Raw genomic sequence first — 21509 nt, forward strand, 5'->3', positions numbered from 1 at the left:
GTTATGCGGTGGCCCGGACACCGACCATCGGCAGCAACGTGCGTCGCGCGAAATTCCGACCCGCCGCCACATCATCGATCGGGATGAGCCCATCGGGCGTCAATGCCAGCGACAGTGCCAGCCGCGCCATGATCTCGGCGACGAGTTCGAAGTCGAAATCGTCATCCGCACCGCTGCGGAGTTCGCGCAGTTTCTCCGCCAGATAGGTGCGCCCGACCGCGATGATCGGTCCGGCCTCGGTGGTCAATCGGGGCAGGATGAGATCGGGTTCGGTGCGCAACAGCCGCCGCAACAGCTCGTTGCCCGCGATCGCGGTGATGACCGCGACGAAGATCTCGATCAGTTGTTCCTCGACGCCGTCGACCTTCTGCACCCGCTTATCGATCTCGGCGACGAAACGCTGCGCCTCGCGCACGCTGACCGCCTCGACCAGATCGTTCTTCGATTCGAAGCGGCGATACAGGGTGGCCGGGCTGATGCCGGCGCGCCGGGCGATCTCGCCCATGCTGGTGCGTTTGATGCCGAAGTCCAGGAACGCCGACAGCGCGCTCTCCAGCAGCTTCTCACCATCGCTGACGGGCTTTTCCAAGATGCGCTGGAGGATGGGCGGAACGGTCGGCATCGAAGCTCCAGTCGAATCGGCTCGGGACGCCGATGGTGTCTTGGCGTCACGACGGTGCGGGTGAGTGCCGTTCATTATTTCACCGGGTCGCGGCGGTTCGACCGCGGATCGGCACCAGAGCTCGACCGACGACAGGCGGATGCGCGACTATGTGCGCGGCAGATCCAGTTCCGCCATCTCCTTTTCGATCGCATTGGCGGCGAAATCCACTCCACTGGAGCGCAACTCGTGTACTCGCCGCTGTAGCGCCTCGATCCCACCCGGCTGGGCCGCGATATCGGCCACGCTGATCCGCCCCGACGGCTGGTGCATACTTTGCTGCACGTACGCCACCGTGTTACCTCCTGCCTGCACGCTCCGCGGCCGCCATCCCGGTGGGCTCGCCCTCCGCGCTGCAGACCACTCGACAGCTGTGTCGGCGGGAGACCCCGGGATACCGGGCACGCTGGCAGAATGCTATCAGCGATTTAGTTTGGTCAATTGATCAGTGTGCTCTGTCTCACACCTGTTTCGCGTCTCGGTGGTTGGCCATGTTGTGTAGGTAGACAGCGCTATTCAATCGGATGCCGTCCTGCTCGGCCTCGTTCAACTCGCGACGCACCTTGCCGGGCACACCCGCGACCAGCGAGCCGGGCGGAATCTGCGCGCCCTCCGGAATCAGCGCATTGGCGGCGATCAGACTGCCCGCGCCGATGAACGCGCCATTGAGCACCGTGGCGCCCATGCCGACGAGCACATCGTCGCCGACGGTGCAGCCGTGCAGGATCGCATTGTGTCCTACCGAAACTCCGGTGCCGACGGTGAGCGGGAAGCCGGGGTCGGCGTGCAGTACGCAGCCGTCCTGGATGTTGGTGCGCGCGCCGACGCTGATCGCCTCGAGGTCGCCGCGCAGTACGGCGCTGTACCAGATGCTCACCTCGGCGGCGAGTTGCACGCGTCCGATTACGGTGGCGTTCGGTGCGATCCACGCGGTCTCGTCGATTTCGGGCGTATGTCCGCTTACCTCGATCCTCATGCCGAAAACATAGGGGGACGGAAAGCGGCGGAGTCTGCGGGGTGGGCGAACACAGCCGGAGCTGCTACTCCGCCGGGACCGGTGTGCCCGAGAACAGCGCGCGGTGCGCGGCCGGGCTGGTGCCGAGGATGCGGTGGAAGTGGTGGCGCAGGCTGACCGCGGTGCCGAAGCCGGTCTCGGCGGCAATCCGATCCATGGTGTCGGTGGTGGATTCCAGCAGCAGCCGCGCGCGGTCGGCGCGTTGTTGCAGCAACCATTGCTGCGGACTGTTTCCGGTGCGTTCGCGGAAGCGGCGGGTGAAGGTGCGTCGCGACATGAGCGCGATGCGAGCCCAATTGTCCAGGTCGATCGGTTCGCCGAGATTCGTTCGCGCCCAGACCATTGCGCGTTCGATCGGATCATCGTCGGCGGCTTCGGGTACGGCGACCGGTATGTACTGGGCCTGGGAGCCGCTGCGATGCGGGGCGGTCACCAGCGACCTGGCCAGTTCGGTGGCGGCCCGGCTGCCGAGGTCGTCGCGGACCAGGTGCAGGCAGCAGTCGAGTGCGGCGGCGACGCCCGCGGAAGTGACGATATCCCCGAGGTCGGTCCAGAGGGTATCGGCGCGGACCCGGACCTTCGGATAGGTCGCGGCCAAATCGGCGGCCGCGGCCCAGTGGGTGGTGATTTCCCGACCGTCCGCCAGACCGCTCGCGGCCACCGCGAAGGAGCCCAGACACAGGCCGACGATCCTGGCACCCCTGGCGTGAGCTCGATGCAGTGCGTCGCGCAGTTCCGCCGAGATGCTCATATCGCGCTGCCAGCTCGGGATCACCACCATGTCGGCGCGCTCGAAGGCGTCGAGTCCGGTCTTCACGACGATGTCGAAACCAGCCGGGGTCCGTAGGGTGCCGGGATTTTCAGCGCATACCTCGACGCGATAGTCGGGTGTGCCCTCGGTGCCGACCCGGCCGAAGACCAGCGTCGGTACCGACAGATGGAAGGGGATAACCCCGTCGAAGGCCAGAGCGGCGACGGAACGCATGGCCCGATCTTATCGCTAAGCGGCTCGCGGGCCACTATTGATCGAATATCGGGGCGACAAATATTGATCCCATGACCGAGACGATTGCACGCACCACCATCGAAGCCCTGCATATCGGCGGGCCCACCCTGCGCTTCCGGTACGGCACCCTGACGTGGCTGACCGATCCCACCTTCGACGCTCCGGGTGACTACCCCGGCCCGATCACGCTGCACAAGCTCACCGGCCCTGCTGTTTCGGTGGACCAGGTGGGTCCGGTGGACGTCGTGTTGCTGTCGCACGACCAGCACGACGACAATTTGGATCACTCCGGCCGTGAATTCCTCTCGACAGTACCGACCGTCTTGTCGACGCCGGATGCCGCCGATCGCATCGAAGGTGTTCGGGGACTGGCGAATTGGGAGACCGTCACGTTGGGTGAGGTGCGCGTGACGGCGGTGCCCGCACTGCACGGGCCCGAGGGGTGTGAGTCGCAGACCGGCGTGGTCACCGGGTTCGTATTGCAGGCCGAGGGGCTGCCGACCGTGTACGTATCGGGTGACAATGCCTCGGTCGAGGTCGTCGAGCAGATCGTGGCGCGGATCGGCCGGATCGATATCGCGATTCTGTTCGCCGGTGCCGCGAATGTCGGCCGGTTCGGCGATATCGATCTCACCCTGAACGCCCGTACCGCGGTGCAGGCCGCCGAGGCGTTGGGTGATGCGGTGATCGTGCCGGTGCATGCCGAGGGATGGGCGCATTTCAGTGAGACGCTCGAGCGCTTGGAGCGGAATTTCGGGTACGCCGGGCGGGGCGAGCAGCTTCGCATTCCGAAGCTGGGTGAGACGTTCACTGTGTGAGTGCCCTCGGAAAACCGGCGGGCGCTCAGCGCGGCGTTGATGGCGCCGGGACCATTGGTGGTCCACGATGGCGATATGAGGATCGCAGTTCCGCGGGAGGTCAAGGAGCAGGAGTTTCGAGTGGCACTGACCCCGGCCGGTGCCGGGGAACTGGTGCGGCACGGGCACGAAGTGCTGATCCAGGCCGGTGCGGGGGTGGGGTCCGGATTTTCGGATGCGGATTATGTCGCCGCCGGTGCTCGGATGGTGCCCGCCGCCGAGCAGGTGTGGTGGGAGGGCGAGTTGGTTCTGAAGGTCAAGGAGCCGATGGCCCTGGAGTATCCGCGGCTGCGGCGGGAGCAGGTGCTGTTCACCTATCTGCATCTGGCCGCGTCGCGCGAGTGCACCGATGCGATTCTGCGGTCCGGAATCACCGCGATCGCCTATGAGACGGTGCGGGCGGCGGACGGGTCGCTACCGCTGCTCGCGCCGATGAGCGAGGTCGCGGGCAAGCTCGGCCCACAGGTCGGCGCGTATCACCTGATGGCGCCGCTCGGCGGTGCCGGGCTATTGCTCGGTGGGGTACCTGGTGTGCTTCCGGCCGATGTGGTGGTGCTCGGCGGCGGTGTCGCGGGGACGAACGCGGCCACCGTCGCGGCCGGGATGGGCGCGAAAGTCACTGTGCTGGATACGAATTTGACGCGACTGCGCGAGCTCGACGCGCGGTTCGAAGGGCGCATCTCGACGGTGGCCTCGAATACGGTCGAGGTCGAACGGGCTGTGCTGGCGGCGGATCTCGTCATCGGTTCGGTGCTGGTGCCTGGCGCGCGGGCGCCGAAGCTGGTGTCCGAGGAACTGGTTCGCGGTATGCGGCCAGGATCGGTGCTGGTGGATATCGCCATCGATCAGGGCGGGTGCTTCGCCGGTTCACATCCGACGACGCATGCGAATCCCACATTCCGCGTGGCTGATTCGCTGTACTACTGTGTGGCGAATATGCCGGGTGCGGTCCCGCACACCGCGACCGTGGCGCTCACCAATGCCACTCTGCCGTATGTGCGGGCGATCGCCGACCACGGGTGGCGGGAGGCGTGCACGGTGCATCCCGATCTCGCGCACGGGGTCACCGCGGATAAAGGGCGGTTGTTTTCGGCAGAGGTTGCGGCGGCGCACGGATATTCGATGCCCGAGCCGGTTGGGTTGGCGGGCTGACGTGGTGCGATGGTGGTTCCGCGGACGCGCGATGAGAAGGGCGAAAGCGGTGACTGCGGAATACCTCCGGCGGGTAGTGGTGATCGCATTGCTGCTGGTGCTGTTGCCTTCGGTCGGCACTGCGGTTGCGGCACCGGCGGCGGAGGGCGTCGATCCGGCGGCGGTGGATCGGTATATGTCCGAATACCTTTCCCGGACACGGTTGCCGGGGGCTTCGATCGCCATTACCCATGGGGATCGGGTGGTGTATGTCGCGGGGTACGGTCACGATTCGAGCGGTGCGGCGATCAGCGCGACGTCGCGCATGCCGATCGCCTCGGTGAGCAAGTCCATGACGGCGTTGGCCGTGATGCAGTTGGTCGATGCGGGCAGGGTGCGGCTCGACGCGCCGGTGCGTGAGTACCTCGACGACTTTCGGTTGGCCGATTCGCGCGGTGATCGGATCACCGTGCGGGAGTTGTTGAATCAGACGTCCGGAATGTCGGATACCGCATTTCCCGACCTGCGGCGGCCACAGGCGGATTCGCTGGCCGGGGCGGTCGCTCGACTACATGCGGCGAAACTTGCCGCCGATCCGGGGACGGAATTCCATTATCACAACCCGAACTACCAGGTGGCCGCTCGGCTGGTAGAGGTGGTCAGCGGGGAACCGTTCGCGGAATATATGCGGCGAAATGTATTCGGGCCCATCGGGATGCGCGACAGCACGACGGTGAATTCGCCGCGCGCCGCCGAGGATGTGACGCACGGATACATTCGGGTATACGGCCTCGCGATACCGGTTGCCGAGCCTGATTGGTTCGTCGGCGGTAGCCACGGTGTTATCACCACGGCCGCCGATCTGGCCGCGTGGCTGATCACCCAGAACAACGGTGGCGTGGCACCGGACGGGCACCGGGTGGTGTCCGCGGCGGCGGTGACCGAGATGCACACACCCTCGGGAGTCGGTGACGACGAATACGGAATGGGTTGGCAGCGCGAACAATCCGATCAGATCGTGCACTACGGTGACTGGTTCACCTACACCGCCGCGCAGGTCCTGGTGCCCGACACCGGCTACGGGATCGCTGTCATAGCCGATACCGGCTTGGCGCTCGAGGACGATCCCAGAGTCATCGCGCAAGGCTTGGTCGAGCTGACCCGGGGCGAGTCACCGGATGTGCACCGCCCGTGGGGCATCTACGCCGACTGGGGTATGGCACTGCTGACGCTCGCGACTCTCGCTCTCGGTGTGCTCTGCCTGGTGCGATCGCGCCGCTGGGTCGATCGCACCAGGCAGAGCACCCGGTCCAGCTGGCTGATCGCCCTGCGCCAACTGCCGTATCTCGCCCCGATCCCGATCCTCTTCGCGCTACCACAGCTCGCGGGTCTGGTCTTCCGCGGCCGGGCCCCGACTTTCCTCCAGGTGACCTACGTTTGGCCTGGTCTCGTGGTATTTCTCGGCATTGCCGCGTTGGCGGGCGCGGGTGTCCTTCTCGCTCGCGGTGTGTGGCTCGTCATATCGCGGCGCAATCGATCCGGGACCGATGTCGAGCGAGAAGCGCCCGTGGACCGAGCGCCCGCCTAGCCGGCAGCGGCCCGCACATCGAAATGTGCGGGCCGCGTGGGTTATTCGGCGTTCGGGCCGAGGTACCAGTCGGGGGCGCCTTCGGTGGGGAGGTCGTGCAACTTGTCCGGGTTGCGGACGACATTGATGGCGACGATGCGGCCGTTGTCGATGGTGAAGGAGAAGACGCCGGTGTGGGTGCCGTCGAAGACGACCAGACCGGGCGCGCCGTTGACCAGGACCGCGCGGCCCCATGCGCCCGCCGCGGACGGCGCGTGGTACCAGCCGAGCAGCATCTTCGCGATGAGTTCGGCGCCGCGCACGGGCTGGCGGATGGCGGGCACCTTGCCGCCGCCGTCGGCGGTCAGGCTGACATTGGTATCGAGCACGCCGAGCAGCGCGCTCAGATCACCCGAGCGCCAGGCGACCGCGAAGGCCGAGACGACCTTCTCCTGTTCGTCGGGCGAGGCGGGGAAGCGGGGAGTGCCGTCCTCGACGCGCTTGCGTGCGCGCGAGGCGAGCTGCCGCACGGCCGCAGGTGTACGCCCGACGACCTCGGCGACCTCGGGACCGCTCATACCGAACACATCCTGCAGCACGAATGCGGTGCGCTCGGCGGGCGAGAGGGATTCCAGTACGACCAGCAGCGCCGTGGTGACGCGCTCGTCCTGCGTGATCCGGTCGGCCGGATCGTCCCAGGTGGTGACCTCGGGCTCCGGTAACCATTCACCGACATACTGCTCGCGCCGGGCGCGCGCCGAACCGAGCTGATCGAGGGCCAGCCGCCCGGTGACCGTGGAGAGCCAGGCCCGCAGATTCTCGATCTCGCCTGCGGTCCCGGCCTCGTACTGACGCTGCAGCCGCAGCCATGCCTCCTGCACCACATCGTCGGCATCGGTCAGACTGCCGAGCGTGCTGTAGGCGAGCCTGCGCAGATACGGCCGGTGCTCCTCGAAACGCCGAGCCAACTCGGCCTGGTCGATGGGTTCGGAGGAAGGCTGGTCTGCAGTCACTGGTCTCGCCGTTCGGTCGTACGGCCCCGTCAGGGGCGAGTTTATGCGTCGTCATCCTGATGACGACGCAGGGTTAGCGAGTGTGACATTTCGGATTCCTTGGGTGCGCCGGCGGGTTGCTCGGGCAGGGAACGCGCCAGCGTGAGCAGCCGTTAAGGCAACCGGCTACCCTCGCCGGGTGCAAACGGGGACTTCCACGGCGGTCGGGCTGGTGCTCGGGTTCGCGCTCGACCGCGTTTTCGGTGATCCACGGCGGTGGCATCCGGTGGCCGGATTCGGTGCGGCGGCAAGTGCGCTCGAGCGGGTGACCTATGCCGATCGGCGTTCGGCGGGGGCGGTGCACGAACTGGTGTTGGTCGGTGCGACAACGGCGTTCGGGTTCGGGCTGCGGCGGGGTGGGGTAGTCGCGACCGCGCTGGCGACGTGGACGGTGCTCGGCGGGCGCAGTCTGGTGCGCGCCGGACGGGAGATGGCCGACCGGCTCGAGTCCGGTGATGTGGCGGGTGCACGGGCGCTGCTGCCTTCGCTGTGCGGGCGGGATCCGGAGGTGCTCGATGCGGACGGATTGGCTCGTGCCGCATTGGAATCCATTGCCGAGAACACCTCGGACGCGACGGTCGCGCCGCTGCTGTGGGGCGCGGTCGCCGGGACACCCGGATTGCTCGGGTATCGCGCGATCAACACATTGGACGCGATGATCGGCTACCGCAACGAGCGGTACCTCCGCTTCGGCTGGGCCGCGGCTCGCGTCGACGATCTGGCCAATCTGGTACCGGCGCGCATCACCGGCATGCTCACCGCTGCTTTGGCCCCTGCGATAGGCGGTCACCCAGCCGACGCACTGCGCGCCTGGCGTCGAGACGCGGCCGAACATCCCAGCCCGAATGCCGGTGTCGTCGAGGCCACCATGGCCGGCGCGCTCGGCGTCCGCCTCGGCGGCCGGACCCAGTACCGTTACGGCACCGAACTGCGTCCTACCCTGGGGGACGGCCCGGCACCTCAGGTCGCGGATCTCCGTCGCGCCGTACGCATGTCGGAGGCGGTCCAGTTGGGCGCAGTCGTGACCGCCGCGCTCTGGTCTGTCCTGCGCCGCTGACTCCGCTCACGGTTGGGCGTGCACTTCCACAAACATCTGGCACGGATATGAAATTGCATGCTCGGACCCGTTATCGGATGAACAGATTCCAGGCCGATATTCACGCTTCGGTGGGCCCGCGCAGTTCACTCGTCCGGCAGTGTGAGGATCCGCGTGCGTGCGGCAACCTCGTGAGCGCTGGGTGTCAGCGATTTCCGCCGTAGCGGTCGGCAAGGCGCTGCTCGTTGGTGGATACGGGTGCGGGAGTTGGCGTTTCGGCCGGGGTCGGCTGCGGGGTGGCCTTGGCCTTTTCCTTGCGGCGCTCGCGGATCTCGGCGTAGATGAAGTAGCCGAGGCCGAGGGGAGCCATGATGCCGAAGGCCAGCCATTGCAGGCCGTAGGAGAGGTAGGGGCCCGCGTCGAGTTGTGGGAGGGGGGTGGGGGTGAAAGCGCCGGGCTGGTTTTCGCTGAGCTGCAGGTAGCCGCCGCGTTCGCCGGTGGGAATGGCGGTCAGGGGCTCCTGCAGGACGGTCATCTCCTGTGTGGTGTCCACCGAATACACCTGGCGGTAGCCGTCCTGGACCATCGGGTCCTTACCGGGGGTGACGCCCTCGGACATCCGGATTCGCGCCTCGATCTTCTGCGGCCCGGCGGGCGGGTCCGGAATCTGCGGTGGGCGGGAACCGTCTACGGCCGCGACGAGACCGCGATCGATGAGCAGGATGCGGCCGTCGTCGAGTTTGAAGGTGGCCAGCACCGAGTAGCCGGGCGCGCCGTCGAGGTGGCGCAGACGAACCAGCACGGTCGAGTTCGGCATATAACTGCCGGTCGCCGTGACACGTCGCCATTCGGCGTGCGAATCGGTGCTCTGGTTGTCCACGACGGTGGCGATATCGATCGGGGCGGCGTCCACCGAATCGGCGATCAGTTGGTTGCGGTGCGAGGTGGTGGTGTTCTTGCCGAGCTGCCACGGTGCGAGCACGGTGAAGCACAGGTAGGCGAAGGCCGCCACGAGCACAGCCAGGATCAGCCAGCTCGGGCGCAGCAGGAAGGTCAGTCGGCGCATCACAGGCGTCCGTCGGGGACAGGTTCGTAAGAGACTGATTGGTCCGATTTGTGGCCGGGTACTTCGACAGCGAGGGAGTCGTCCGTGGATGCGACGACGTCTCGGGATGCGTCGACTGTCAGGCCGCGGGCGGATGCGTCAGTGTGGGCCGCGCGGCTGGCATCGCCAGGGTCCGCGGCTTGGCCCGTGTCGCCGGTGCGTGTGGCGAGGGTGGCACGAACCCAGTCCAACAGCCCAGGGATGGCGGCCGCGATCTGGTCGTGGACCAGGTCGAAGTCGGCGGTGTCGCCGTAGTACGGGTCGGGGACGTCGATGGCGTCGGCAGCGGGGTCGAAGCTGCGGAGTAGGCGGCGGCGATCGGATGGGATGCCGAGGGTGGCGAGGCGGCGTTCGTGGCCGGAGTCGAGGGCGACCAGCAGGTCGGCATCGCGGTGTTGGCTGCCGAATTTCGCGGCGACGTGGCCGGTCGGATAGCCGTGGCGGCGCAGGGTGGCATTGGTGCGGGCGTCGGCGTCCTGTCCGGCATGCCAGCCGTCGGTGCCCGCGCTGCTGACCCGCACGCGGTCGGCGAGCCCCTCGCGGTACAGGTGTACCGCGAACATCTTCTCCGCCATCGGCGATCGACAAATGTTGCCGGTACAGACGAACGACACGTGCAACTCACCCACGACAGCCATTCTGGCCGGTCGTCCCGATGGACCGCCACGTAGGGTGTTTTCTCGTGTCAGCGGACAGTGTCGATCACGCGAGATTGCGTCATCACGGTGACGTCGATGCGCGTCCCGGCATGCTCGATTTCGCGGTGAATGTGCAGGGCAGTGCGCCGCCGGGCTGGCTGCGAAACCGACTGGCCGCGCGACTCGACGACCTCGGCAGATACCCGAGCGTGGCCGACGAACTCGCCGCACGCGCCGCGGTGGCGGCCCGCCACGGCCGCAGCACCGACGAAGTGTTGCTGCTGACGGGCGCGGCCGAGGGTTTCGCGATGCTGCCCCGACTCGCACCGCGACTGGCCGCGGTGCTGCACCCCTCGTTCACCGAGCCCGAACTGGCGCTGCGCGAGGCCGGTATCCCGGTGACCCGCGTCGTACTCGAGCCGCCGTACACCCTCGATCCGGCGCTCGTCCCCACCGCGGCCGACCTGGTAGTGCTCGGCAACCCGACCAATCCGACCTCGGTCCTGCACCCCGCCGACACCATCCGTGCGCTGCGCCGACCGGGGCGCATCATCGTCGTCGACGAGGCCTTCGCCGATGCGATTCCCGGCGAACCGCAGTCACTGGCCGCTGCGGCCGGACCGGACATCCTCGTCTTGCGCAGCCTCACCAAAACCTGGGCCCTGGCAGGTCTGCGCTGCGGCTACTTCCTCGGCGCACCCCAACTGCTTGGCCGCCTGAATCGCGGCCGCGCACACTGGCCGCTCGGCACGCTGCAACTGGAAGCGATCATCGCGACCGCCGCGCCGGATGCGGTCGCCGCGGCACAACAGCGCGCACACACGATCGCCGCCGAACGCGACTCGATGATCGAACGACTGACCGCTGTCGGCATACACGTCCACACACCGGCCGCCGGGCCATTCCTGCTGCTGCGCGTGCCGGACGGTGAGCTCCTGCGAAAGCACATGGCAGACCAGGGAATTGCGGTCCGCCGCGCAGACACCTTCCCGGGCCTCGGAGCGGATTATCTGCGCGTCGCGGTCCGCGGTCGCGCCGAGGTCGATCGGTTGGTAGCCGGAATCCGTGCGGCAGGGGTTTGATGTCGCCCGGACGGGTTGTCCTTCGGTATGTCCGCCCCGTGCGGGCGCGGTGCGAGCGGACCGGATCGGGTGCTGGTCCCGGGCCGTCAGATATCGGCAGGTGATCTTGGTGCGGGCGGAAATCGGGATATGGAGGTAGGCGGATGGTGACGACGCTGGCGGATCTCATCGGGGTGCTCGACACGGCATATCCGCCGAAGTTGGCGGAGTCGTGGGATTCGGTGGGGTTGGTGTGCGGTGACCCGGGTGATGAGGTGACTCGGGTGCTGTTCGCGGTGGATGCCACTGCCGCCGTGGTGGATGAGGCGATCGATTGGCGGGCGCAGGCTTTGGTGGTGCACCATCCGCTGCTGTTGCGCGGCGTCGACACGATCGCGGCCGATACGCCCAAAGGTGCGCTGCTACATCGGCTCATCCGGTCCGGGTGTGCGTTGTTCGCGGCGCATACAAATGCGGACTCCGCTGATCCGGGAGTTTCCGATGCGCTGGCCGACGCGATCGGACTCACCGTCACCGGACCTTTGGATTCGAAACCGCGAGCCGCCGTGGACAATTGGGTGGTCCAGGTGCCGCGTTCGCATGCCGATGCCGTGCTGGCGGCGCTGTTCGCGGCCGGTGCCGGTGGCAGCGGAGCCTATCGGGACTGCGCTTTGCGGGTGCCGGGAGTCGGGCAGTTTCGTCCGGTGGCAGGGGCGAATCCGGCGATCGGCGCGATCGGGGAGTTGCAGCAGGTCGACGAGGACCGCCTCGAAGTGATCGCACCGCCCGCGGCGCGCACCGCCGTGCTGGCAGCGCTGCGGTCGGCCCATCCGTACGAGGATCCCGCCTATCACGTCACCGAGCGTGCGGCGTTGCCATCCGGGCTCGGCATCGGTCGAGTCGGCACCCTGCTCGAACCGGAGTCCTTGCGCGAGTTCACCTCTCGGGTTGCCGCCGCGTTGCCCGTTACCGCCTGGGGCGTCCGTGCGGCCGGTGACCCGGACCGCATGATCCAGACCGTCGCAGTGTGCGGCGGCGCGGGCGACTCCTATCTGAATACGGTCGCCCGCCTCGGTGTCGACGCCTACGTCACCTCCGACCTGCGCCACCATCCGGTCGACGAACACCTGCGCAGCGGCGGCCCCGCAGTGATCGATGCCGCCCACTGGGCCACCGAATTCCCTTGGTGCGCACAGGCGCAGACAGCAGTTCGAACCGCCCTGCCCGACCTCGAAACCCGCATCTCCACCCTGCGCACCGACCCCTGGACGATCGCCGCCCCGTAATCCGATACCGAACCAGCCAGTGCGACGGCGTGTTCGGGGCGTGTTGCCGGACTTGGTATGTGGTTCAGGTGAGTTGACGTGCCCGCTCGGGGTACAACTACCGCATGAACTACCCGGTGGACTTCGGGATCGTGCAGATCGGTCTGATGCTGATCATCCTGGTCGCGGTCGCGTTGCTGATATCGGCGCTCGTCATGGTGCGCAAGGTCGGATTGCGGGTTTTGCTCGGGCGCGGCGCGGGCGGACTGGCGCTGCTGGTTGTCGCGGTACTGCTGCTGTGGGTGATCACGCTCGTGCAGACATTCCTCGGACTGAGCGGGGAGGTCAAGGCCGCGCACGTGGTGGTAAATCAGGTTGCGGGCCAAGACCACCGGCTCGAGGTCGACCTCACCCTCTACGGCGACGAGCACCATCCCGACAAGCACGAGAAATATCAGGTCGAGGGTGACCTGTGGGTGCTGCAGGCCAATATCGTCGAATTGGAGCCCTGGGTGAATGCCCTCGGCTTCCACTCCGGCTACAAGGTCACCCGCCTGTACGGCCAACGTCTCGACGGCGTCGCCACCACCCAGAACCAGATCTTCGTCAACGGCGACGACCAGGACTTCTTCAACGATATGCGCAACCACAAATGGTGGACCGACCCCTTCGTGCGCTCCGCCTACGGCAACGCCGTGATCGCCACCCCCGGCACCTACGACGTCTTCATCTCCCGCGACGCCATCAAAACCCGCGCCCCCGGCAGCTGATTGTTCGAGCTACCACCGTCGCGATCGGCTGATCGCGTCGATACGAGATTGCAGCCGCCGCCTCCGCCGGTAGGGCCATTCTTCGATGCCGGGGACGGCGGGCTCGTCCTTGAAGACCGGGTTGACGGCTCCGGCAGGATCGTGGTGCGCTGGTCGACCGCGGTCACACCCGGCTGGTAGATCTCGGTCATCAGGTTCCGAGCGTGCGCGGCGGCCCGTTGGCGCGGTGTTTGCCGAGCTTCAGCACACTGTTGCCGGGGATGTGGCCGTCGACGGTCGATAGGACAGGGTGGCCGCCATCGCGGAATTGGCGGCCCTGCCCGTCCAGTACTGGTCGATGTCGTCGGTGACGCCCGAACCGAGCCAGGCCTCGAACATGCCCTGCTCAGCGAGCACGCTCGCACAGTTCTCGGCGTATGGGCGTTCGGCGAATAGGCGTCGGAATCCTCCCCGCCGCTACTGTATGACGCTCCGATCCCCGCCTCGGTTCTACGCACTTCCCAGCTATCAGCCGTGGCCCGGACCGGATCACCAACCATCCGGGGTACGGTTGAAGACTGGCATCGCCACCTCGCGTGCCCCCATCCGTCCACAGCGTCCAGGAGTTTGTCCGCGTTGAATGTCGAACCACCTGTCCAGGCCAAGCTGCTCCAGCTCGCCGCCGTCGACGCCGAACTGACGCGGATCGCGCATCGGCGCACCGTGCTGCCCGAGCAGCAGGAGGTCGCGCGGCTCGAGGGCGAGCGGAATGCGCACAAGGATGCGGCGGTGGCGGTCGAGATCATGCTCGACGATCTCGACCGCGATATCCGCAAGCTGGAGGGCGAGGTCGACGCGGTGCGCAAACGCGAGGAGCGCGACCGCGGCATGTTGACCGCCGGTTCGGTGGGCGCCAAACAGCTTTCGGAAATCCAGCACGAGCTGGGCAGCCTGGAGCGCCGCCGTTCGGTGCTGGAGGACGAGCTGCTCGAGGTGATGGAGCGTCGCGAGGCGTCGGCATCCGATCATGATCACGCGGGTGCCCGGCTCAGCAAGACCGAGCAGGAACTGGCCGATGCGCAGCGCCTGCGCGATGAGGCGCTGGCGGATCTCGATGTGGCACAGGGCCGTTGCGATTCCGATCGCAAGGATCTGCTCGCGCTGTTCCCGGATGATCTGCTGAGCATCTATGACCGGCAGCGCACCCAGCACGGGGTCGGTGCCGCGCTGCTGCAGGCCCGCCGGTGCGGCGCCTGCCGGATCGAACTGGACCGCGGTGAGATCGCGCGGATCGCCAAGAGCGCGCCGGATGTGATCATGCGGTGTCCGGAATGCGGTGCGATCCTGGTGCGCACCAAAGAGTCGGGTTTGTGAGGTTTCCGGTGCGGGTATCAGTACTCGCGTCGGTCCGCTCCCAGCGACGGATGGTCGGCTGTCGAAGAGGACGAGGGGAACAATGACCGAGCGCGAGGTGATCGTCGAAGCCGATGGCGGTTCCCGGGGCAATCCGGGCCCGGCCGGTTACGGCGCGGTCGTCTTCGATGCCGATCACATCCGAATTCTCGCCGAGCGCAGGGAATACGTCGGTATCACCACCAATAATGTCGCTGAATACCGCGGGCTCATCGCGGGTTTGGAGGCAGCGGCGGAGTTGGGCGCGCGCGTGGTGTCGGTGCGCATGGATTCCAAGCTCGTGGTCGAGCAGATGTCCGGACGCTGGAAGGTCAAGCACGCGTCCATGATTCCGCTGGCCGACCGGGCACGCAGGCTCGTCGCCGGATTCGACAGCGTGACGTTCACCTGGATTCCGCGCGCCGAGAACTCACATGCCGACCGGCTGGCGAACGAGGCGATGGATGACGCCACGCTGATCGGCGAGGTGCACGCCGCCGAGCGGCAGTTACTCGATGCGGGCGCGGCCGCGGCCACCTTGGCGGAAGAGGCGCGTGAGGCCGAAGAACAGTTGCTCGGCTGGACCGACGAACCGCAGACCTCAGCGCGCGGCGTCGAAGAGCACCTGCCGAGTTGGATCGACGAGGTCCGGGATACGCAGTCGACCGCATCGAATACCGAAGCCGCCGAACGCAAGCCGCCGACCGCCGCCGAAAATGCACCCGCCTGGACCGGTGCGACCGGCCGTCCGACTCGCTTGCTTCTGCTGCGCCACGGCCAAACCGCCCTCTCGATAGAGCGCCGCTATTCCGGCCGCGGCAACCCACCCCTGACCGACCTCGGCCGTGAACAGGCCGCCCGCGCCGCGAAAATGCTCGCCGCGAAGGGGGGCATCGCCGCGGTTATCACCTCCCCGCTCGGCCGCGCCCGGGAGACCGCCGAAGCCGCCGCGACCGCACTCGATATTCCGGTGCGCGTGCTCGACGGCCTCACCGAAACCGACTTCGGCGAATGGGAGGGTCTCACCTTCCAGGAAGCAGCACAACGAGATCCGCAACTGCACGCCCGCTGGCTCGGTGATCCCTCGACTCCCGCGCCGAACGGCGAGAGTTTCGATCAGGTGCGCGAACGAGTCGAGGCGGCACGGCGCGATCTGCTCGCCCGGTATCCCGGCCAGAACATCGTGGTGGTCAGCCATGTGACCCCCATCAAGACCTTGCTGCAGTTGGCGCTCGGCGTCGGTCCGTCGCTGCTGTATCGCCTGCATTTGGATCTGGCGTCGCTCTCGATCGCGGAGTTCTATCCGGACGGTGGCTCGTCGGTTCGGTTGGTCAACGACACGTCCTACCTCTGAGGAATTGGGCATCGGACCAACCCGTAGATTTTCCGCGAACCGCGAATTATGGCGCATCGCAATGGATTCGGCCTGTCGAAACGACCCCTTTGGGTTGAATCTCACACGGTAACGTTTCAGACACGGTTATAGCGGTAGGCTTCGGGTCGGTCAGGCACAGGCATCCCGCCCCGCCTGTCTGGTCGGGGATAACGAAGGTCTTCGAACAGTGCTGCTCGGGGGGATGAGAGCTGACGAGCAGCGTTGCTCGGTGGTCGCTTCGAACGATGAAGTAGTCCTGTGCGGTCGAGTGATTCGATGGAAGCGCAGGTTCGAATGAGTAGTCCGATCAAGGTTATCGTGCTCGGTGCGGGGATCGGAGGGCTCACCACCGCCGCCGCATTGCGACAGGCGGGCTTCGCGGTCGAACTCTATGAGGCCGCTCCCGAGCTGCGTGGCCAGGGATTCGGACTTTCGGTGCAGGCCAATGGGATCAAGGCGCTGCGTGCAATCGGCCTCGGCATCGAGGAGGAACTGTTCGAGCGCGGCGGCAAGGTCGAGACCTTCCGCTTCAACAATCCGGACGGCACGCCCATCCGAGTGCTTCCGGTACACCGCCAAGACGACCGGCTCGGCGCATCGAGCGTTGCCCTGCACCGCAGGGATCTGCACGCGATCTTGCTGCGCGCGATCGGCGACACCCCGACTCATGTTGGCGCACAAGCGACTCGGTTCGTAGACGACGGTGAGCACGTGCGCGTCGAATTCGCCGACGGCCGCATCGCCGAGGGCGATCTGCTGATCGGCGCCGACGGCATCCACTCCGTGGTGCGCGCCCAATTGCACGGCCGCGCCGAACCGCGCCCCGGCAATTTTGTCGCCTGGTTGGCTTGTATCCCGTTCGAACATCCCGCCGTGCCGCGCGGCTACTCGGCCCACTATTGGGGCACCGGAATGCGTTTCGGCATCCACGACATCGGCCACGGCCGGGTGTACTGGTGGGGGACGATGACCATGCCGGGCGACGAGGCCGCCGATTGGCAGGGCACCAAGGAAGATCTGCGGCGGCTCTATGCCGACTGGGCGCCGGAGGTGCGCGCCTGCATCGATCAGACCGAATGGGCCGATGTGCTCGCCGTGCCCTGCCAGGACCGTCCGCCGCTGGACGGCTGGGGCCGCGGCCGGGTCACCCTGCTCGGTGATGCCGCACATCCCATGCTGCCCAGCCTGGGCCAGGGCGCCAACTCTGCCATCGAGGACGCGGTCGTACTCGCCCACACGCTGAAGACTTCGCTGGATCCTGTTGCGGGCCTGCGGCGTTACGAGCAGGTGCGCGCCGAGCGCACCGCCATGTTCGTGAACGGCTCGTGGTCGCTCGGCAAGATCGAGCAGACGACCGATCCCAAGCTGGTGAAGGTGCGTGACACCTACTTCCGGCACGCACCCACTGAATTCTTCCTGCGCGAGTTGGGCAAGCCGATGTCGTTCCCACCGCTGGAGGGGCCGACCGCGCGGCTGCCGCGCCAGCTGTCTCCGGTGGAGCGCTGGCATTGGATCGCGGATCAGCTTGCGCCGCTGCATATTCTGGCCCGGGTGCGGGTGCACGGCTCGATTACCGCGGAGCAGGTGCGTACCGGCTTGGACGAAGTGCAGCACCGACATCCGCTGCTCGGTGTCGCGGTGGCAGCCGAACCCGACGGCATCGCACCGCGTTTCGTGCCGGTGCCAACGCCGATTCCGCTGCGTGTGGTCGAATCCGCCGATCCGGATGCCTGGTTGACCGAGGTCGACGAGGTCGAATTGCGCGAACCATTCGACTGGCACTCCGGTCCGCTCGCGCGCGCCGTGCTCATCACGGATGCGACCGGTGAGAGCAGCGATCTGATCGTCACCCTGCACTATGCGATCGCCGACGGCGAGAGCGCGATGTCGGTGGCCAAGCAGGTGCTGCAGGTCGCCGCGGGCGAGGGCAGTGATCTCGAGCCCGCACCGGTCCGGCCGGGTCCAGAGGAACTGTTCCCGGCGAAGTTCCAGGGCGCCAAGGGCTTCGGCCGCACCGTGGGATCGCTGCTGCGCGACCAGAAGTCGCAGCTGAAGCGGCCGCGCCGACTCGAACCGACCGAACTCGCAGCGCCGTCACGGCGACGCAGCCGGGTCGTGCACCGCAGCCTGGATGCCGATCAACTCGACGCATTGACCGCAGGCTGTGCGCGCAGAGGCGTCGGCCTGCAGGCCGCGCTCTCGGCGGCGCTGCTCATCGCGGCGGCCCGCGAGTCGGACACCTACACCGAATCCTGGTACACCGTCGGCAGTTCGGTGAACTTCCGCGGCCACCTCGACGGCGCGGTCGGTGATACCGAGGTCGGGACCTACCAGGGCATGATCGCGACCCCGGCGAAGTACGCACCGTGGTCCTCGCTGTGGCAGATCGCCGGCGAAATCGAGCGCGAGTACGGCGCAAGAATGGACCGCCGCGACCATCTCGCGGCCATGAGCCTGCTGAAGGTGGCCGCACCGAAATCGGTGGCCGCCAGTGCATCCACGGTCAAGCTGATGGACACCCGCGGTCCAGGTCACCTGTGTATGACATATCTGGGGCGCTATGCGTTCCCGGACAAGATCGGCGCGTGGCAGCTCGCGGGCGCGCAATTCGTCTCGGGCATGTCGGTGAGCGGCTTCATCATGGCCACCGCCAATGCCACGCATGGCGAATTGTCGTTCAACATCGGCTATGTCGAGCCCGCGGTGTCGCGTGCGCGTGCCCAACGTCTTGCCGACGAGAGTGTGCGCGCACTGCTGTCGGTGATCTGACAGCGGCTGGCCGTAGCGACTGCGTGCAGGTCGCTCGAAATGGTCAGCACCCATAAACGAGGGCGAATCCCGGCATCGAGGTCGATGCCGGTAATTCGCGCTATCCGAAAACTGGATACAAGTGGTAACAGCTATGCGTTTCGGCGTCGTCAGGGGTGGGTCCTGGACAGTTCGCGCACGGTCTGTGCCGCGACTGTCGCGATAGGAGTGACTGTGACGTCGGAAACCAGCGCAAATCCCGCAAGACCAATCGAAGCGTGGCCGGTCAGCGCATATCAGCGCGACGTACTCGGCCTGGCATTCCGGCTGGCGCCGGAACCCGTTGCGCAGCAGACCTATAGCCTGCGCATGGATGAGCCGCTGGACATCGAGCGGCTGCAGGCCTGCTGGCAGCGCGCGCTGATGAGCGATGAGGCATTGCGATTGCGCTTCGCCTTCGAGAACGGCGAATTCCGCCAATGGATTTCGAATGAGATTCCGCCGGTCGAGGTCGTCGACCTGACCGGAGTACCGGACCCCGAGGTCGCGACCCAGGAGTGGCTGTGGCGCGAGGTCGGCGCGCCGGAGCGGCCGGATCGGCCCGCGCGGCTGGCCGCGGTGGTGGACCGGCCGGACCGGTTCTTCCTGTTCATATCGTTCCATCACGCGCTGGCCGACGGCTACGGCATGAATCCGGTCATCGCCACGCTCGATACCAGCTACAAGATGAAAGACGTTCCGCTCGAACAGCTTGCGGTGCCCGAGCCCGCCAACGAGCACACCGACCGTTCCGTGGCCACCTATCGGCGGATCATCGAGGACGACGAGGCATACCGGACCTCCGAGCAGTACACGGCGGACCGCGACGGTCTGCTCGCCGCGCTCGACGGCGTCGAACCCGCCTTGTTCCCCAACCGGACCAGCTCGCCGAGAATCGCCCGCGGACACTACAACACGATGATCTCGGGGAAGTACCTCGACCGCGTCCGCGCCACAGGTGTCACCGTCTTCGCGTATCTGACCGCTGCGGTGGCTTCGTATCTCACGTCGATCCACCGCACCGATCAGGTGGTGATCGGCGTACCGATGCTGAACCGGCACTCGGCGGAGACCTATCGCACGCAGGGCCACCGCGCCAATGTCGTTCCGCTGCCGGTGCGCGTCGATCGCGACGTGCCGCTCGCGCGTATCGCGGAGCAGGTGACCCAGCAGATTCGAAAGCTCAAGAAGCATCAGCGCTTCCCGTACGGCGAACTGACCCGCGCGCTGAATCCGGATCCGGCCGCGCCGCCGCTGTACGACGTCGCCTTCTCCCACACGAAGCTGCCGGATGCCGATTACGTTCACGAGCTGATCTCGAAATGGACGGTGCACAATCCGGGTTCGGTGACCAACGCGCTCACTATCGTCACTGCCGAAAATGGCCGGGACGGCTCGTTCAGCCTCCAGTTGTTCTACGACACAGACATTTTCGACGCGAGCTTCCCGATCGGATCGGCGCTGCGCAGCGTCGGCGAGATGGTCACCGCGTCGCTGGACAATCCGGAGACCCCGGTGGGTGCGCTGCCGCTGCTTTCGGCGCAGGCGCGTGCCGAAGTCGCGGCGTTCGAGGCTGGTCCGCGTATCGAATTCCCCTACACCACCATTGATCGGCTCTTCACCGAAAAGGCCGCCGCCCATCCGGACCGGGTGGCGGTCGTACCCGCCGACTCCAATGAACTGACCTACGCCCGATTGGCCGGTCTGGTCGACGGCTTCGCAGCCCGGCTGCATGAGCTCGGTGCCACCTGCAACGAGTGCATTCCGGTGATTCTGCCCCGTTCGACCGACATGCTCATCGCGGTGCTCGGCATCCTGCGCGCCGGATGCGCTTACGTGCCGCTCGATCCGGATTACCCGGCGGCGCGTATCGAAACGGTTCTCGCGGACTGCGACGCGCGGTTCGTGGTCGCTGGAAGTGAGCATGCGCGGGTCTACCAAGCCCTCGGCATCACCCGTATCACGGCGGCCGACACTGTGCCGGGCAGCGTCGAAAACGTCTCGCACCCACACGATTTGAGCTATCTCATCTACACCTCGGGTTCCACCGGTGTGCCCAAGGGTGTGATGGTCGAGCACCGCTCGGTGGTCAACCGGCTGACCTGGATGCAGCGCCGCTACCCGCTGTTCGCCGATGACGTGATCCTGCAGAAGACGCCCGTCACCTTCGACGTTTCGGTGTGGGAGTTGTTCTGGTGGGCCATCACCGGCGCCAAGGTCGCGCTGCTCGAGGTCGGCGGTGAGCGCGATCCACGCCGCATCGCCGAGGCCATCGAGACGAATGCGGTGACCGTCGTGCACTTCGTGCCGTCCATGCTGGCGGCCTTCGTCGACGAACTGGAGGCCGATCGTACGATCGTGCCGCGCATCGCGGGCCTGCGCCGGGTGTTCTGCAGTGGTGAGGCACTGCCGCCCGCGCTGGTCCGCCGCTTCCATGCCGCGTTCGCCACGGTCGCTCAGCGGCCGCCCCAATTGGTGAATCTCTACGGTCCCACCGAGGCCACCGTGGACGTCTCGTATTTCGAGTGCCCGCAAAGGGATTCGCTGGATCTGGTGCCCATCGGCCGTCCGATCGACAATATCGACTTGCTGGTGCTCGACGAATCCGGTCGCCGCATGCCCATCGGCGTTCCCGGCGAGCTCAATATCGCCGGAGTCGGCCTCGCGCGCGGCTACCGCGGCCGCCCCGACCTGACCGCGGCCGCATTCGTCGACGATCTGACCGTGCCCGGCCGTCGCCGCTACCGCACCGGTGACCTGGCGCGTTGGCTGGCCGATGGCACCCTGGAGTATCTGGGCCGTTTCGATGATC

At 66.8% G+C, this 21509-nt stretch carries 18 protein-coding genes and 1 pseudogene; 11 read left to right on the forward strand and 8 right to left on the reverse strand.

What is annotated here, in order from left to right; all coding sequences use genetic code 11:
• Position 1: 1 nt before the first annotated feature.
• From ON44_RS10025 to ON44_RS10040, 4 genes are all read right to left on the reverse strand, one after another.
• The gene (locus tag ON44_RS10025) at positions 2 to 622 is read right to left on the reverse strand and encodes a TetR/AcrR family transcriptional regulator (protein WP_040688316.1); all 621 of its coding nucleotides are present in this window, start codon (positions 620 to 622) and stop codon (positions 2 to 4) included.
• A 147-nt stretch (positions 623 to 769) separates the two neighbouring features.
• Entirely contained in the window at positions 770 to 955 is a 186-nt protein-coding gene (locus ON44_RS10030) for a hypothetical protein (protein ID WP_040688318.1), read from the reverse strand.
• 166 nt (positions 956 to 1121) lie between these two features.
• Positions 1122 to 1637 (reverse strand): gamma carbonic anhydrase family protein, encoded by a 516-nt coding sequence (locus ON44_RS10035; protein ID WP_040688320.1) that lies wholly within the window; start codon positions 1635 to 1637, stop codon positions 1122 to 1124.
• Between the two features lie 64 nt (positions 1638 to 1701).
• Complete coding sequence (locus ON44_RS10040) at positions 1702 to 2661, reverse strand: GlxA family transcriptional regulator (protein WP_040688322.1); 960 nt, start codon at positions 2659 to 2661, stop codon at positions 1702 to 1704.
• 71 nt (positions 2662 to 2732) lie between these two features.
• Here ON44_RS10040 and ON44_RS10045 point away from each other — a divergent pair, with 71 nt between their 5' ends.
• The 3 genes from ON44_RS10045 (at position 2733) to ON44_RS10055 (ending at position 6258) form a co-directional block, all read left to right on the forward strand.
• Positions 2733 to 3500: an MBL fold metallo-hydrolase gene (locus ON44_RS10045; protein ID WP_051181841.1), complete on the forward strand. Its 768-nt coding sequence runs from the start codon at positions 2733 to 2735 to the stop codon at positions 3498 to 3500.
• A 75-nt stretch (positions 3501 to 3575) separates the two neighbouring features.
• On the forward strand, positions 3576 to 4691 hold the full coding sequence (gene ald, locus ON44_RS10050; protein ID WP_040688360.1) for an alanine dehydrogenase: 1116 nt from the start codon (positions 3576 to 3578) through the stop codon (positions 4689 to 4691).
• A gap of 49 nt (positions 4692 to 4740) precedes the next feature.
• A complete protein-coding gene (locus ON44_RS10055; RefSeq protein WP_157187095.1) occupies positions 4741 to 6258 on the forward strand; it encodes a serine hydrolase domain-containing protein in 1518 nt (505 codons plus the stop codon).
• Positions 6259 to 6299: 41 nt separating this feature from the next.
• On the opposite strand, the gene sigJ is transcribed toward ON44_RS10055, so the two are convergent.
• Positions 6300 to 7250, reverse strand: coding sequence for an RNA polymerase sigma factor SigJ (gene sigJ, locus ON44_RS10060; protein WP_040688324.1), 951 nt, complete (start codon positions 7248 to 7250; stop codon positions 6300 to 6302).
• A 178-nt stretch (positions 7251 to 7428) separates the two neighbouring features.
• On the opposite strand from sigJ, the gene ON44_RS10065 reads away from it, so the two are divergent.
• Positions 7429 to 8346, forward strand: a complete 918-nt coding sequence (locus ON44_RS10065) for a cobalamin biosynthesis protein (RefSeq protein WP_040688326.1) — start codon at positions 7429 to 7431, stop codon at positions 8344 to 8346.
• A 184-nt stretch (positions 8347 to 8530) separates the two neighbouring features.
• Here ON44_RS10065 and ON44_RS10070 read toward each other — a convergent pair whose 3' ends face one another.
• Positions 8531 to 9391 carry an SURF1 family cytochrome oxidase biogenesis protein gene (locus ON44_RS10070; protein WP_040688327.1) on the reverse strand — a complete coding sequence of 287 codons (861 nt, stop codon included), beginning with the start codon at positions 9389 to 9391 and terminating at the stop codon, positions 8531 to 8533.
• Positions 9392 to 9606: 215 nt separating this feature from the next.
• Positions 9607 to 10068 (reverse strand): annotated as a pseudogene (locus ON44_RS10075) (low molecular weight protein-tyrosine-phosphatase); the annotation flags it as partial.
• Between the two features lie 17 nt (positions 10069 to 10085).
• Here ON44_RS10075 and cobC point away from each other — a divergent pair.
• From cobC to ON44_RS10090, 3 genes are all read left to right on the forward strand, one after another.
• Entirely contained in the window at positions 10086 to 11150 is a 1065-nt protein-coding gene (cobC, locus tag ON44_RS10080) for an Rv2231c family histidinol phosphate aminotransferase CobC (protein ID WP_051181842.1), read from the forward strand.
• 143 nt (positions 11151 to 11293) lie between these two features.
• Positions 11294 to 12415 (forward strand): Nif3-like dinuclear metal center hexameric protein, encoded by a 1122-nt coding sequence (locus ON44_RS10085; protein ID WP_040688332.1) that lies wholly within the window; start codon positions 11294 to 11296, stop codon positions 12413 to 12415.
• 104 nt (positions 12416 to 12519) lie between these two features.
• Positions 12520 to 13164, forward strand: coding sequence for a hypothetical protein (locus ON44_RS10090; protein ID WP_040688334.1), 645 nt, complete (start codon positions 12520 to 12522; stop codon positions 13162 to 13164).
• Between the two features lie 240 nt (positions 13165 to 13404).
• On the opposite strand, the gene ON44_RS50065 is transcribed toward ON44_RS10090, so the two are convergent.
• Positions 13405 to 13560 carry a hypothetical protein gene (locus ON44_RS50065; RefSeq protein ID WP_157187096.1) on the reverse strand — a complete coding sequence of 52 codons (156 nt, stop codon included), beginning with the start codon at positions 13558 to 13560 and terminating at the stop codon, positions 13405 to 13407.
• Positions 13561 to 13779: 219 nt separating this feature from the next.
• On the opposite strand from ON44_RS50065, the gene ON44_RS10095 reads away from it, so the two are divergent.
• From ON44_RS10095 to ON44_RS52400, 4 genes are all read left to right on the forward strand, one after another.
• On the forward strand, positions 13780 to 14517 hold the full coding sequence (locus ON44_RS10095) for a zinc ribbon domain-containing protein (protein ID WP_040688335.1): 738 nt from the start codon (positions 13780 to 13782) through the stop codon (positions 14515 to 14517).
• 82 nt (positions 14518 to 14599) lie between these two features.
• Positions 14600 to 15889: a bifunctional RNase H/acid phosphatase gene (locus ON44_RS10100; protein ID WP_040688337.1), complete on the forward strand. Its 1290-nt coding sequence runs from the start codon at positions 14600 to 14602 to the stop codon at positions 15887 to 15889.
• A 315-nt stretch (positions 15890 to 16204) separates the two neighbouring features.
• Positions 16205 to 18679 carry an FAD-dependent monooxygenase gene (locus tag ON44_RS10105; protein ID WP_040688369.1) on the forward strand — a complete coding sequence of 825 codons (2475 nt, stop codon included), beginning with the start codon at positions 16205 to 16207 and terminating at the stop codon, positions 18677 to 18679.
• A 213-nt stretch (positions 18680 to 18892) separates the two neighbouring features.
• The coding region (locus ON44_RS52400; RefSeq protein ID WP_040688376.1) for a non-ribosomal peptide synthetase at positions 18893 to 21509 on the forward strand (2617 nt) is incomplete at its 3' end.

This window comes from Nocardia vinacea NBRC 16497 (assembly GCF_000308835.1).
Taxonomy (GTDB): Bacteria; Actinomycetota; Actinomycetes; order Mycobacteriales; family Mycobacteriaceae; genus Nocardia; species Nocardia vinacea.

Excerpts from the sequence above, each read along its gene's own strand:
- ON44_RS10025 (WP_040688316.1), bottom strand. The coding sequence starts at position 622 with ATGCCGACCGTTCCGCCCATCCTCCAGCGCATCTTGGAAAAGCCCGTC.
- ON44_RS10035 (WP_040688320.1), bottom strand. The coding sequence starts at position 1,637 with ATGAGGATCGAGGTAAGCGGACATACGCCCGAAATCGACGAGACCGCG.
- ON44_RS10040 (WP_040688322.1), bottom strand. The coding sequence starts at position 2,661 with ATGCGTTCCGTCGCCGCTCTGGCCTTCGACGGGGTTATCCCCTTCCAT.
- ON44_RS10045 (WP_051181841.1), top strand. The coding sequence starts at position 2,733 with ATGACCGAGACGATTGCACGCACCACCATCGAAGCCCTGCATATCGGC.
- ald (WP_040688360.1), top strand. The coding sequence starts at position 3,576 with ATGAGGATCGCAGTTCCGCGGGAGGTCAAGGAGCAGGAGTTTCGAGTG.
- ON44_RS10070 (WP_040688327.1), bottom strand. The coding sequence starts at position 9,391 with ATGCGCCGACTGACCTTCCTGCTGCGCCCGAGCTGGCTGATCCTGGCT.
- cobC (WP_051181842.1), top strand. The coding sequence starts at position 10,086 with ATGGACCGCCACGTAGGGTGTTTTCTCGTGTCAGCGGACAGTGTCGAT.
- ON44_RS10085 (WP_040688332.1), top strand. The coding sequence starts at position 11,294 with ATGGTGACGACGCTGGCGGATCTCATCGGGGTGCTCGACACGGCATAT.
- ON44_RS10090 (WP_040688334.1), top strand. The coding sequence starts at position 12,520 with ATGAACTACCCGGTGGACTTCGGGATCGTGCAGATCGGTCTGATGCTG.
- ON44_RS10100 (WP_040688337.1), top strand. The coding sequence starts at position 14,600 with ATGACCGAGCGCGAGGTGATCGTCGAAGCCGATGGCGGTTCCCGGGGC.
- ON44_RS10105 (WP_040688369.1), top strand. The coding sequence starts at position 16,205 with ATGAGTAGTCCGATCAAGGTTATCGTGCTCGGTGCGGGGATCGGAGGG.